The organism is Algibacter lectus (assembly GCF_004368925.1).
In the GTDB taxonomy this organism is placed as follows: Bacteria; Bacteroidota; Bacteroidia; order Flavobacteriales; family Flavobacteriaceae; genus Algibacter; species Algibacter lectus.
In genome coordinates this window covers 46,820-61,318 of record NZ_SORL01000011.1, presented here as the reverse complement: position 1 = coordinate 61,318, position 14,499 = coordinate 46,820, and the positions used below count along the sequence as shown (strand labels likewise).

Genomic DNA, 14,499 nt, shown 5'->3' with positions numbered 1-14,499 from the left:
AAAAGATATAATATGGCAAAAGTATCAATATACGTCTTAAAAGCGCTCCGAAAAACATATCAAAAACTTTCGACTAGAACGGAAAAAAAACCTATATCTGAACAAGTCCCAGATAAAGCATCTCAACTTATATATAGTGCATTAATATCAAACAAACCATGCATGATTTCTCGTTTCGGTGGATTTGAGCTAAGCACAGTAGTTAATTACTTAGGAGTGAAAAACGATAATAAAAGAGCTTTAAACTATATTAAAGGTAACGAACCGGATTGGTGGTGGAACAACTCATTAATAAAATCTATGCACACCAATGCTGGTTTTTTTCCTCCAAAAGTTGAAAAAATCGAACAGTTTTGTGAATTGATGCTGCAAGACATACCGCAAGTCGATATTTTAGGCTCCTGGTTAAACACTGAAAACTATATTGAAGATAGATTAAATGCTCATAAAATACATTTAAGATTACTAGAACCATTTTGGTCTAAATTCCCATGGACTTCTGCTTTAAAAGGTAAAAAAATATTAATAGTTCATCCTTTTGTTGAAACCATCGAGGAACAATATAAAAAACGAAACCTTTTATTTGATAAAAATATATTACCAGATTTTGAAATTAAGTCACTAAAAGCAGTACAAAGTATAGCTACAAATGATAGTCCTTTTAAGGACTGGTTTGAAGCTTTAGCCTTCATGAAAAATGAAATTGACAAAACAGATTACGATATCTGCTTAATTGGTGCCGGAGCATACGGGTTTCCCTTAGCTGCACATGTAAAACGTAGTGGCAAAAAAGCCATACACCTGGGAGGTAGTTTACAGTTACTTTTTGGTATTAAAGGGAAACGTTGGGAAGACCCTAATTATGGTGTTAAAGAATGGGGCATACCAACCGGAAGCTATTCTAACTTAATGAATGAACATTGGGTTAGACCCGGAGATCATTTAAAACCTAAAAACGCCCAACAAGTAGAAGGCGCTTGCTACTGGTAATCAAAATATTATGAAAAAAAAATTATTTAGAGTTTTACTATTAGTACCTGGTTTATTTATAAAACTATTGGAACTTGCAAAAGATGGCGCTCGAGATATTAGCAATAAACAGCGTTTTAAAGATGCTATTTTAGATAACGCCTCTTCCTTTAACGAAAATACAATTTTACATTCTCACTCAAGAGTTTTATCTAATTGCGTCTTTAATAATGTAACCTTAGGGAGTTATTCCTATGTAGGTACTAATTCCTTATTACAAAATGTAACCATTGGCAAGTTTTGTTCCATTGCAAACAATGTTATGATTGGTTTGGGTAAACACCCAATAGACGAACTCTCAACCTCTCCGTTATTTTACAGAAAGGATAACACATTTAATCTAGACCTAATTAAAGATGACCTAAAATTCGAAGAATACGATAAAATATCTATAGGTAATGATGTTTGGATAGGCGCAGGGGTTATCATAATGGATGGCATTACTATTGCAGACGGTGCCGTTATTGCAGCAGGAGCTGTAGTTACTAAAGATGTAAACGCCTATGACATCGTTGGAGGTGTTCCTGCTAAGTTTTTAAAAAAACGAATTATCAAAAAAAAGGAGAATAACCTTCCTGAAAATTGGTGGGATTTAGATTTAAATAAAATAATTTCAAAACATGAGTAAATACTTAATTTTAATATTTAAAGCTTTTAGAAGAGTTAGTAAAACTATACCTCTACTTTTTTATTCACCCATAAATAAATTGAATCTTTTTTTAAACGGTGCTACTTTTGGAAAAAACCTAAAAATTCGCGGGTTCATCAAAGTTATAGTAACAAGAAGAGGTTCTTTAACAATAGGAGACAATGTTTCAATAAATAGTGGACAAAATCATAATATAATAGGACGAAATCAAAAAACAACTTTTTGGGTTGAAGGAAATCTTTCCATTGGACATAATACAGGCATGAGTTCAACTGCCATTATTTGCAATAACCATATTGAAATAGGTAACTATGTTAAAATTGGTGGAAACACTGTTATTTATGATACTGACTTTCATTCTTTGAACCCTGAAATCAGAAAAGACCCAAATTTAGACAAGAGCAATGCAAAAAAAGGAACGGTGATAATTAGAGATAATGCTTTTATCGGAAGTCATTCAACAATTTTAAAAGGTGTTACCATTGGAGAAAATGCTGTTATAGGGGCATGCTCATTGGTTAGCAAGAATATACCTGCTAATGAAATATGGGCTGGGAACCCTGTAAAATTTATAAAAAAAACCGATGAAATTTAGTTTAGTAATTGGCTCTATACTTATAATTCTGTGTTCTGCTTTTTATTTTACAGACTGGAAAATAAAGCATCGCGCTAAAAGACAAATTTCCTTTCTAAAGCATAACCCCAAAAAAAATGACATCATTTTATGCGGTGATAGCCATATTGAGTTTTTTGATTTAAACTTATTAAAAAATAAAAACGCATATAATTTTGGAATCTCAGGAGAAAAGACGGGTGGGTTAATAAGCAGAATTGACAACATTATGCATATGGAGCCTAGGAATATAATTTGCTTAACAGGAATTAATGATTTTCTAGCAGGAAAATCTAATAAAACAATACTAGATAATTTCGAAAATCTAATTTCTAAAATAATAAAAAATCAAAAAAATCATTCTATTACATTCTTATCAATTTACCCAATAGCAACAGATAAAATAAAAAAAAGTGATATTGTAGAAATCAACAATTACATAAAACATCAATGTTTAAAAAATGATTTTAATTTTATAGATGTTCATGAACACTTAACAGATATAAACGGGGTATTAAACAAGAAATATACTAATGATGGTATACACCTCAATAAAAAAGGGCAAACGAAAGTCGCAGATATTATAAATGCTTATACTACTAATTTTTTTCAATCATTAGATTATGGTTTTTCATTATTTAATGACACCTCTAATTTAAATCAATTTGCGCCAAAATTAAACTACATATCAAAAAAACCTTTAACATCGTTACATCATAGATTTGATGTTTTATATTATGAGATTTTAACTTAAATCAAAAAACAATCAAGCTTTACTTTTAGTACTAACAGCAATGCAAACAAGACAAAATTGGCTAATCTGGCTTATACTCACCACTACTTTAATTAGAGTGAGTGCTTATACTACAATAGGATCAGGCCCTACAGCTTTATGGTGGCTAATAGAGTTCAGTATTATTATTTTACTTGCAGTTAAAAGCTCAGTTTCAAAAAACAATAGAACTGTTAAAACAGCCACTCCTGTAAAATATCTTTTAATATGGAATACAATATGTATTATTCGTGGTGTTTTTATTGCAGAAAACTATTGGGAATTTAAAAGTCTTATAAATACCGGGTTAATGTTCTTTATTCCGTTAATTGTTTATGTATGTGATGATTTTCTGTTTTTAAGAAAACTAATATCTAAATGGCTCAAATACATGCCTTGGTTATTCTTATTATTTTTACCCATTGTTTTTACTAGCATAAAACACGCAGATATTTATGGCGAATATTTTGTACCAATCTTATTTTTACTCCCCTTTGTCTTCTTATTACCAATGAAGTATAGACTTATTATTTTATGTAGTTCCATACTGATAATACTAGTTAGTCTAGATGCAAGAAGTAACATCATTCGATTTTCGGCAGCATTTCTTTTAGGTTTAGCTTTTTATTTCAAACGTTTAATAAGTCCCAAACTATTACAAGTATTCAGTTTCTCTTTATATGTTATCCCCATTATACTTTTAATCTTAGGTCTCTCAGGTAAGTTTAACATATTTAAAATGGATGAATATATTCAGGGTGATTACACAACAGAAATAACTGAAAATGGAAAAACAAAAAAAGCATCTTTAACGAATGATACACGTACATTTTTATATGTTGAAGCTCTAGGCTCGGCGTTAAAGAATAACTATATACTGTTTGGGCGTACACCCTCACGCGGTTACGATTCTGTTTCTTTTGGTAATGAAGCTAAATTTGTTCTAAAAACAGGTAAACAAGAACGTTTTGGGTCTGAAGTAGCTATACTAAACATTTTTACTTGGAACGGGCTAATTGGAGTAATACTCTATTTTCTTGTATTTGCTAAGGCGTCGTTTTTGGCATTATATAGATCTAAAAACTATATAGTAAAACTATTAGGAGTCTTTGTTGCCTTTAGATGGGCCTACTCTTTTGCAGAAGAATTTACCATATTTGGACTACAATATATATTTTTATGGATTACTATTGGAATATGCTACTCAACAAAGTTTAGAGGAATGAATAATACTGAAATAAAAATTTGGGCTAGTAGTATTTTTGAAAAACGATATCGAAAAATAGAATACCTTATTTACAAAAAAAGAATGGAATGGTTATTAAAAAAATAGCAGTACTCTTAACATGTCATAACCGCAAGGCTAAAACGTTAGAATCTTTAAAAAGCCTTTATTTAAACAAAGTACCGTCTGGCTATACCTTCGACGTTTTTTTAGTAGACGATGGCTCTACCGATGGTACAGCAGAAGCTGTTAAAGAAGAATTTCCCAAAGTAAATATCATTACAGGTAATGGTAATTTATTTTGGAATCAGGGTATGCGATTAGCATGGAAAACTGCTGCTAACTCCAATGCATACGATTTTTATTTATGGTTAAATGATGATACTATAATAGAACCTAATAGTCTAAATCATCTTTTTGATTGCTATGAAGAAATCATTGCCATTGATGAAAAGCCATCCATTATGACAGGAGCGTGTTATTTTTTTTCTAATGAAAAAAAATTCTCATATGGAGGCAGAACAGAAGCAGGCCCAGTTATACCAAATGGAAAACTGCAAAAATGTAAATACATAAATGGGAACATTGTATTAATCCCAAAATTAATACACGACCAATTAGGAAACTTATCGTCGGATTACACGCATGGCATGGGGGATTATGATTACGGCCTAAGAGCTATAAATAAAGGCTTCAACTGCTATACAACAAAAGAATATGTTGCAAATTGCCCACCAAATGAAGGAATTCCTGGCTGGTGTAACCCAGAACTATCTTTAACAAAAAGATGGAAACAATTACACTCTCCATTAGGTTTAAATATTAAGGAGTATAATACATTTAGAAAAAAATTCTGGGGACAAAAATGGATTTTATTTGCATTAAAAGCTTATGCGAAAATGATTTCACCTAAGACTTATAGTAAAATTTCAAATTAACACCCTAATAAGATGCTTGTACCAATTTGCTTATTCACATACAATCGATTAGACGAAACCATACTTACAATTAACGCCTTAAAATCTAATTATTTAGCAGAAGCAAGTGACTTATACATTTTTTCTGATGGAGGAAAAAACGAGAGCGCTTCTAAAAAAATTGAAATTGTTCGCAAATATTTAAAAACAATAACTGGGTTTAAATCTATTACTATTTTTGAATCTGAAACAAATAAAGGTCTTGCAAATTCTATAATAACAGGTGTTACAAAAATTCTTGATAAGCATGAAAAGATTATTGTTCTAGAAGATGATTTAATAACAAGTCCAAACTTTTTAGATTTCATGAATCAAAGCTTGAATTTTTACAAGAATGATGCAAACATTTTTTCGATCTCAGGTTACACATTTGACTTAAAAAGCTTACCGATTGACAAAGATTTTTACTTTGGATATAGAGCATCCTCTTGGGGTTGGGCCATATGGAAAAATAGATGGGAAATTATCGATTGGCAAGCTTCTGACTATCACGAATTCAGTACTAACAAAACATTAAAAAAACGTTTTAATAGAGGCGGATCGGATATGTCAGGGATGCTACGGAATCAAATGGAAAGCAAAATAGACTCTTGGGCGATACGCTTTTGTTACCACCAATTTAATCAAGATTTAAAAACTGTATTTCCAAATAAGTCAAAAGTTCAAAGTATTGGATTTTCTAAAGAGGCAACTCATACCTCTGGAACAAAACGTTTTATTACCGAACTAGACGAAGGTTATAAAACAGTATTCAAATTTGAAATATTTGATGAGATGAATAACACTTTGGTTAAAGAATTTCAGAATAAGTTTTCTATAAAAACAAGACTACTTGATAAAATCAATCAAATTATTCAATTCTAATTTTAACTTTTATTTTTAATTAATTACATATACACCTGTTTAGTGAAAATATTAATAATACATAATAAATACGGCAAATTTAGTGGTGAAGAAGCTGTTGTAGAGGCTCAAATAGCATTATTACAGGAAAATGGTCATGAAGTAATCACTTATTTTAGAAGCAGTGAAGAATTGGAAGACATGACCAATGCAAAGTTAAAAGCTTTTGTATCTGCATTTAGCAATCCAACGTCAAACAAGGCTATAAAAGATATTCTCTTCAAAGAAAAGCCCGATGTAGTTCATATTCATAACTTATACCCATTGATTTCTCCTGCTATTTTACCGATGATAAAAAAAATGGGGTTTCCAATAGCCATGACTGTTCATAATTATCGCTTGTTATGCCCTAGTGGTTTGTTTTTTTCAAATGGGAAAATTTGTGAAAAATGCACGGGTTCATCTAAAGAGTTAAATTGTATTACAAATAATTGCGAGGGTTCCCTTTTCAAGAGTACCGGTTATGCCTTACGAAATATGTGGTCTAGATTAAAAAACTATTACACGAGTAATATTGATGTATTTCTATGTTTAACTGAATTTCAAAAACATAAATTGGTTGCTAATGGTTTTTCGAGTGAAAAATGTGAGGTGTTACCAAATTTTCACAATAAAACTATTAAAGATATTGATTACAATATAAAAAACAGGAACTATGTAGCTTTTGCTGGCCGTATTAGTCCTGAAAAAGGCATACCATTATTATTAGCAGCCGCAAAAAGATTACCTCATATTCCTTTCAAATTAGCAGGAGGTATGCGCGATGGCTATGAGCAAGAATTAGACATTCCTGAAAATGTAGAATTTAAAGGCATGATACCTTCTTCTGAATTATCTCATTTTTACACAAACGCTCGTTTTTTAATACTATCCAGTATTTGGTATGAAGGCTTCCCTATGGTATTTCCAGAAGCTATGGCGCATAAGCTACCCATTGTGGCTCCTAAAATGGCAGGATACCCAGAAATAGCGGAAGATAATTTTAACGGATTACTATTTGAACCCGGTAACGCAGATGCATTATCAACTGTAATAGATACACTTTGGAATAATAACGAATTGGCTACAAAATTAGCTGAAAATGGTTTTGAAAAGGTGAAGATAAAATACAGTTCTCATGCCTACTATAACATATTGACAAACAATTATAAAAACATAATTAGCACATGCAATTAAAAGATTTAGTAGATAATAAAGTTTATACTAATCCCATTTCGGAAATTAGTATAGATAACAAATCCATTATTAACACTATAAATCCACATTCCTATTGTGAAGCTAAAAAAGACAGCGAATTTACTAAAGCTCTACTAAGTAGCGATGTACTATTACCCGATGGATCTGGAATTGTATTAGCCTCTAAAATTTTATCAGGAAAAACCATAAATAAAATTGCTGGAGCAGATATTCACCAATATTTATTAGAACAAGCTAACTTAAAAGGGGATAAAGTTTTTTATTTAGGAGCCTCTGAAAACACTTTGCAACTTATAGAAAAAAGAATAGCTAAAGACTACCCGAACATTTCGGTATCGAGTTACTCACCGCCCTATAAACCTGAATTTACCTCAACAGATACGAGTAAAATGCTTGCCGCAGTAAATAGCTTTAACCCTAAAATTCTCTTTGTAGGTATGACAGCCCCAAAACAAGAAAAATGGGTGTATGCAAACCAAACATCTATAAACGCTAATATTGTAACCTCTATAGGTGCTGTGTTCGATTTTTATGCAGGTACTGTAAAACGCTCTAGCCCTTTTTGGATAAAATTAGGTTTAGAATGGTTACCCAGATTAGTAAGAGAGCCTAAACGGTTATGGAAACGTAATTTTGTCTCTACCCCCTTGTTTTTATGGGATCTCCTTAAAACTAAATGTGGCATTTAATCTTTATAAAAATATTCAATATGCAAGATCCCCTCTCAAGCTTAATATTCCTCGCCATAGTAAGCGCCATCTTTTCATTTGGCCTAGTAAGCTATATTATTCCAAAAATTATATTTATGGTGAACTTCCATAATTTAAACGAAGTGCCAGGCGAGCGCAGTTCGCACACCAGAGCAACCCCTACTATGGGTGGACTCGCCTTTTTTGTGACTTTGATACTCAACTTATTTTTGTTTAAACCGGTAGACACCGAATATATTGGATTAAATTTAGCAGCAGCCATCACCATTATATTCATTGTGGGCTTAAAAGATGATTTAGCGGTATCAACTCCCAGAGCCCGTGTTATTGTAGAAATTTTCGCCATTTGCATTGTGTTTTTACATTCAGACTTCCATACGGCTTCACTAGCCGGTTTTATGGGTATTCACGAGGTACCGACAATACTTTTAGATGTGTTTCATGTTATTATTGCACTCACCATAATTAATGCTTACAACCTTATTGATGGTGTGGATGGTTTAGCTTCTACTTTAGGTATTTCCATTTTCTCTATGTTTGGGCTTATCTTTTTAACCATGGGTTTAAACTATTACTTTTTAATATGCGTGAGTCTTATTTGTGTTTTATTAGCCTTTATGCGTTATAACTTTTCGCATGAGAAGAAAATTTTTATGGGCGACACGGGGTCTTTAGTGATTGGTTTCTGCATAGCCATATTAACCTTGAAATTTTTAACCTTAGACACTACGCTATTTCACAAATTCACTTTTGCGCCGCAAAACAAATTGTTAATTGTAGCCGCTATTTTAGCTGTTCCGTTGTTTGACATGATGCGTGTTATTGGGGTGCGCCTCTTAAAAAAACAAAGCCCGTTTACAGCTGACAGAAACCATATTCATCACATATTATCAGACTTAGGCTTAGAACATTACAAAATAGCCATACTATTAGGCTTATTAAATTACACCTTAGCGATTATTCTAATTTTTTTCGCTTCAATTTTTAACTCCTTTCAAATGATGTTTATATTGCCAATTATTTTCGTTTTACTTTTGGCTATATTCCATAAACTTAAATTGCTGTCATTAAAAAAAATAAACAACTAAAGAATCTCTCGAACATGAAAAAAACATACCTAGGCTTAATTACAACTGTTATCACTTTACTCCTTATTAATAGTTGTGCCTCTTCAAAAGACATCCAATATTTCCAGAATGTTGAGGATGGTGTTTTAAAAGATTCTAAATTATCCTTTGGAGCTAAAATACAGAGTGGTGATCTTTTACTTATAAATGTATCGACTATTAATGCAGAAGCTGCTGTTCCTTTTAATCTTTATGACACACCTATGCTTCAAAATTCGGTAGCCGGAGCAAAACCCATAGCATACTTAGTTGATGATGATGGTAATATAAACTTCCCTGTATTAGGCCGTTTGAAAGTTGCGGGATTAACAACAAATAACTTAATTAAAAAGCTAGAACTCGACCTAGTGGAATATATAACCAAACCGACTATAAACATCCGTTTTGCCAACTTTAGGGTATCTGTATTAGGTGAAGTAGCAAGACCAGGATCTTACCAAGTACTCAACGAAAGAATTTCTGTTATAGAAGCCATTGGTTTAGCGGGAGACCTCACTATTTATGGACAAAGAGATAATGTGTTATTGGTGCGTATAGAAAACGGAGAGAAAGTTTTTGTAACCCTCGATTTAACAAATAGTGAAATATTTGACTCACCTTATTATAATCTTAAACAAAACGATATTATTTACATCTCACCTAATAAAACGAGAGTGAATGCCTCTGCTGTTGGTCCTAATACAGGAATCATAATATCTTCGGCTTCTTTGCTTATTACTGTATTGGCTCTAATTATAAAATAACAACATATGTCAAATCAAGAAAAATTTCAAGACTTTATGCTTGTTGAAGAGGAGAGTATAAATATCCGTCAACAAATTGAAAAATATTTATTTTATTGGAAGTGGTTTGCATTAGGCCTTATTATGGCTATAATGTCTGCTATTGTCTATTTGCGCTACACACCAAACTCTTATGAGGTATCTACAACTATTTTAATAGATGATGAGGGTAATGGCGGTCTCTCTTCTGAATTAGCGGCCTTTGAAGAATTAGGCATCGGTGGAGGCAATAAGAAAAACATAGAAAATGAAATGGGGATTTTAAAATCTAGAAGTTTAATGACCCGTGTTGTTAAAAAACTAGACCTCAACATTTCTTACTTTAAAGAAGGTAATGTTAGAGACACCGAAATTTATAAAGAGGAACTGCCTTTTAAAGCTTCTTTTTTCATAAAAGATTCTACATTCTTTGATCAAGGCACATCATTTACCATTAAAGTACTTTCGGACACCACTTTTGAATTATCTAGCACCGATGAAAAATCCGGAGTCACTTATACCTATGGTGAAAGCATTATTCAACAATACGGAGACCTTATCATTACACCTATTGATATTTCCAAAGATGATATTAACACGGTTTATATTGTTAATACAGCTCCTTTAAAAGCGGTTGTCAACAGCTATATAAGAGCGATTAATGTTAGCCTCTTATATGAAAAAGCGAGCATTCTAGAATTAAAACTAAAAAGCCCGGTAAAATTAAAAGCTCAGCGTGTTTTAGATGAATTAATTCGTCAATATAACAAAGATGCCATAGAGTATAAAAGCTTAATTGGTAACAACACAGATAAATTTATTAACGAAAGGTTAGAGCTTATAGAAGAAGATCTTAAGAAAGTTGATAAAACAGCAGAGACCTTTAAAACAACAAACCAACTAACAGATATCCCTTTAGAAACTGGTATTGTTTTAGAAACAAATTCGGTAGTTGAAAAAGAAATTATTGATTTAAACACCCAATTAAAATTAGTTAATTATGTGACAGAACATATGAGTTCTGGTGATCATAGCTTAATACCAGAAAACTTAGGGATTAACGCTAGCGATGTGAATTCGAGTAGTAATCAATACAACGAAATATTATTAGAACGCAACAGAATAGCGCAAAGTTCAGGAAAAAGCAACCCCGTACTTTTAAACTTAGAAGCACAACTATCTCAGTTGCGCAGCAGTGTCTCTCAAGGCTTGACCAACTTAAAGCGTAGTTTATCTATTTCTTTGGAGCAAGCTAAATCACAGGAACGCTCTATTGACAGCAGAATAACCTCAGCACCGAGAAAGGAACGCGAGTTTAGAGACATACAACGTCAGCAGCAAATTATAGAAACACTGTATTTATTTTTATTAAAAAAACGAGAAGAAAACTCTATTTCTCTTGCAGTAACCGTCCCAAACGCTAAACTTATTGATGCCGCAGATGGTAATGACGATGCGGTAAGCCCTAAACGCAAAATGATTTACGCCGTTGCATTGTTTTTGGGGCTATTAATACCTTTCGTTATATTATCTTTAATATTCATTTTAGATACCAAAATACATAATCAAGAAGATTTAGAAGATGTATTAAAGACGCCTATTATTGGAAATATACCTAAGACCTTAGATGGTAATAAAATATTAACCAAATCGGATCGTGGTAATGTCGCAGAGGCCTTTAGAATGTTAAGAACCAACATGAACTTTATGCTAGGTAATTTAAAAGAGCAATCTAAAGCGATTTATGTAACCTCGACTATTCCTGGAGAAGGAAAAACCTTTGTATCAATTAATTTAGCAACAGTACTCGCTATGTCTAACAAAAAAGTACTGCTTATTGGCGCGGATGTCCGTAAACCTAAAGTAGCCGAATATCTAGATATGACGGAAGCAACCAATGGTTTAACCGTGTTTTTAGCGGATAAAAGTATACAAATTAACCAAATTATTGAAACGGCTAAAAATGGTGATTTTGATGTGATACAATCTGGAATGGTACCACCAAACCCATCGGAATTATTAATAAACGGACGCTTTGATGAGGTGCTTAATTATGGTAAAGAACATTACGACTATGTTATTGTAGATACCGCTCCGGTAAACATGGTGACTGACACCTTACAAATTGCCTCGAAAGCCGATTTATTTATCTATTTGGTACGCGCGAATTATTTAGACAAACGTCTTTTAGAAATCCCCAAAAAGCTATATAACGAGAAACGAATACCAAATATGACGGTTGTAATAAACGGAACTGATGTGAAGAAAGGTTACGGCTATGGCAACGGCTATGGGTATGGCTACGGACATGAAGAAGAGAAAAAGTCTTGGCTTAAAAGGTTAACCAACCGAAGCTAAAAAAGTACACGGCTCTATTTAGAACCAACACTAATATCATTCTAATAAAAAAACCGATGAAGCTAGACTTCATCGGTTTTTCCTTTTTATAAACTATTAAATATGGTCTAATTGATTCTACTAACTCATTTAACTTCACTAAACACTTTATGAATTACTAACGTTTAAGAGCAAAATAACCTCGTAATTCTTTATTTTCATTATTTTCATCTTTATAATGTGCTACAAACCAATAGCTCCCATCTGGAAGTGGCGTACCTCGGTATGTACCATCCCATCCGTTTTGATTCGGTTTTATTTGTTTTAACAGGGCGCCATGGCGATTATAAATAAACACCACCGCTTCTGGATGCGATTCTAAACATTTAATATTCCATGATTCATGATAACCATCGCCATTAGGCGTAAAGAATTTAGGATAAAAAATAAGATCAACGGTACCTTTAATTTCAGTAGTACAAGCGTAAATATCACGAACCGCTACATCATGTTGACTACATCGGGATACCTTTTCGAAAACAGCCTTACTTTGCCAAATGCCTCCATCTAATTGGTATTCATAAAACCCACTACCTCCTGTTACATATAGTTCGATAGTTCGATTTTCGCTAAAACTATCTGGTGAAATAATAGTCGACAATTCCAATGGTTCTATGGAATATACCTCAATACGTTTGGTAATAGATTGTGCACATTCATCACTATTAGGAGTAAACGTATAAGTTGTCGAAATATTATTATTTATAATTGGAGACCATAAACCTTTAATGCCTTCTATAGATGTTGTGGGTAATGAATCGATTAAAACACCTTCGCAAACACCATTTACAATATCGAAAGTAGGAATCGTTATGGTTACAGTAATTTGCTCTGCACATTCATCAATATTTGGAATAAAGGTATAGGTTGCCGTTTTACTAGTATCTATTTCTGGAGACCATACACCTTTTATTCCTTCATTAGATTCTGTTGGTAAAACAGAAACGGTATTAGCACCACACACATCGTTTATAAAATCAAAAGTAGGAGTAACAATTGGAAAAACAGTTATGGTTATTAATTCATTAAAAATCTCGCCACATTGGTCAGTAATAGTAACGGTATACTCTGTAGTAATATTTGGAGACAATATTGGCTTCGAACTACTAGCGTTACTAACTCCTGATATCGGTAACCAAGAATATGTAACACCGTTAGAAATACTAACATCCTTTTCTATAGCTTCACCGGAGCAAATAATTTCATCGCTCGCAATTAAATCATCAATAAATGAGATACGGTTAAGGCAAACCTCTTGTAAATTAGTAGCTCCACCAGTTCCCCCAACAAACCCAAAATAGACACTATCATCATTGTTGAAAATAGAACTTTTAAAATCTTGCCTTTTTGATAGTCTCAACACACAATCAAAATATACATTAATAGTTTGTATTGAAGCAATCCACTCTACCTTTACGTCATGCCAGGTATCATCTTCTATATTGCCATCTGTACTTAGAACAGCACTCACTGGCCCAGCCAAATTGGATGGCAACCTATGATCAGTAACTCCATTTTCAATGAGTGCTATATGGTCTTCCTTTATATCTCCACTAGTCGGATTATAATACGTATCAAATTCTAATGTCAATGAAGGCGAAATACCTCTATACCCCATTCCTCCAGCAGCACTTCCAATTTCCGCTTCAGGAGTCCCTTTAAACACAAGCCCCATACCATCAGCTCCAGAATCATCCTTACCAAAATAAGCTTGATAAGCAATAATAAAATCATTAGAAAAATCGATAGAATAATCAAACCAAACACCACCAGCCTGCCCCCTTAAATCTGGCGTAATTTGAAAGCAATTTTCACCTAAACTAGAAGCATCGCCAATAGTAGTTGCCTTTAACTGCGCCATAGCAAGATGACCACAACACATAACAAGGACAAACAGGAATACTTTTTTTATGGAGCTGCTTAAAAAAGCCATTCTAGAAGATTTAATAACTAAGCGAAATATACAAGTTTTACAATAGAACCACTCTTATTTTCTTACAAAATCGGTGATTATTATCGTTAATTTAATATTAGAAGCTGTTGTATTTTAATTAATAACAAATTGATAAAAACACAGCCTAAAAACTCAAAATGTCGCAACTAAAAAAGCCTTATTAAAAAAACGAGATATAGCCTGAG

General features: G+C 32.8%; 13 protein-coding genes. 12 read left to right on the top strand and 1 reads right to left on the bottom strand.

The features are described 5' to 3' along the window. Nucleotides 1-12: 12 nt before the first annotated feature. The 12 genes from DFQ06_RS15415 (at nt 13) to DFQ06_RS15360 (ending at nt 12,321) form a co-directional block, all read left to right on the top strand. The gene (locus DFQ06_RS15415) at nt 13-990 is read left to right on the top strand and encodes a hypothetical protein (protein WP_133968684.1); all 978 of its coding nucleotides are present in this window, start codon (nt 13-15) and stop codon (nt 988-990) included. A 10-nt stretch (nt 991-1,000) separates the two neighbouring features. Continuing rightward, nucleotides 1,001-1,657, top strand: a complete 657-nt coding sequence (locus DFQ06_RS15410; RefSeq protein ID WP_133968682.1) for a CatB-related O-acetyltransferase — start codon at nt 1,001-1,003, stop codon at nt 1,655-1,657. Further along, nucleotides 1,650-2,273, top strand: coding sequence for an acyltransferase (locus tag DFQ06_RS15405; protein WP_133968680.1), 624 nt, complete (start codon nt 1,650-1,652; stop codon nt 2,271-2,273). The genes DFQ06_RS15410 and DFQ06_RS15405 overlap by 8 nt, the downstream gene beginning before the upstream one ends. Beyond that, nucleotides 2,263-3,045, top strand: a complete 783-nt coding sequence (locus DFQ06_RS15400; protein WP_133968678.1) for a GDSL-type esterase/lipase family protein — start codon at nt 2,263-2,265, stop codon at nt 3,043-3,045. Before DFQ06_RS15405 ends, DFQ06_RS15400 begins: the two co-directional genes overlap by 11 nt. Before the next feature lie 40 nt (nt 3,046-3,085). Continuing rightward, the gene (locus tag DFQ06_RS15395) at nt 3,086-4,396 is read left to right on the top strand and encodes a hypothetical protein (RefSeq protein ID WP_133968676.1); all 1,311 of its coding nucleotides are present in this window, start codon (nt 3,086-3,088) and stop codon (nt 4,394-4,396) included. Next, nucleotides 4,378-5,226: a glycosyltransferase family 2 protein gene (locus tag DFQ06_RS15390; protein ID WP_133968674.1), complete on the top strand. Its 849-nt coding sequence runs from the start codon at nt 4,378-4,380 to the stop codon at nt 5,224-5,226. Before DFQ06_RS15395 ends, DFQ06_RS15390 begins: the two co-directional genes overlap by 19 nt. Before the next feature lie 12 nt (nt 5,227-5,238). Next, complete coding sequence (locus DFQ06_RS15385) at nt 5,239-6,129, top strand: glycosyltransferase family protein (RefSeq protein WP_133968672.1); 891 nt, start codon at nt 5,239-5,241, stop codon at nt 6,127-6,129. 42 nt (nt 6,130-6,171) lie between these two features. Then, the gene (locus DFQ06_RS15380; RefSeq protein WP_133968670.1) at nt 6,172-7,344 is read left to right on the top strand and encodes a glycosyltransferase family 4 protein; all 1,173 of its coding nucleotides are present in this window, start codon (nt 6,172-6,174) and stop codon (nt 7,342-7,344) included. Continuing rightward, on the top strand, nt 7,335-8,054 hold the full coding sequence (locus tag DFQ06_RS15375) for a WecB/TagA/CpsF family glycosyltransferase (protein ID WP_133968668.1): 720 nt from the start codon (nt 7,335-7,337) through the stop codon (nt 8,052-8,054). The genes DFQ06_RS15380 and DFQ06_RS15375 overlap by 10 nt, the downstream gene beginning before the upstream one ends. Nucleotides 8,055-8,170: 116 nt before the next feature. Further along, on the top strand, nt 8,171-9,163 hold the full coding sequence (locus DFQ06_RS15370) for an MraY family glycosyltransferase (protein ID WP_159140091.1): 993 nt from the start codon (nt 8,171-8,173) through the stop codon (nt 9,161-9,163). Between the two features lie 14 nt (nt 9,164-9,177). Then, entirely contained in the window at nt 9,178-9,945 is a 768-nt protein-coding gene (locus tag DFQ06_RS15365; RefSeq protein WP_133968664.1) for a polysaccharide biosynthesis/export family protein, read from the top strand. A gap of 6 nt (nt 9,946-9,951) precedes the next feature. Continuing rightward, nucleotides 9,952-12,321 (top strand): GumC family protein, encoded by a 2,370-nt coding sequence (locus tag DFQ06_RS15360; RefSeq protein ID WP_133968662.1) that lies wholly within the window; start codon nt 9,952-9,954, stop codon nt 12,319-12,321. Between the two features lie 157 nt (nt 12,322-12,478). Here the strand turns inward: DFQ06_RS15360 and DFQ06_RS15355 are convergent, their stop codons facing one another. Next, complete coding sequence (locus tag DFQ06_RS15355; protein ID WP_133968660.1) at nt 12,479-14,293, bottom strand: lectin-like domain-containing protein; 1,815 nt, start codon at nt 14,291-14,293, stop codon at nt 12,479-12,481. Nucleotides 14,294-14,499: the final 206 nt, after the last annotated feature.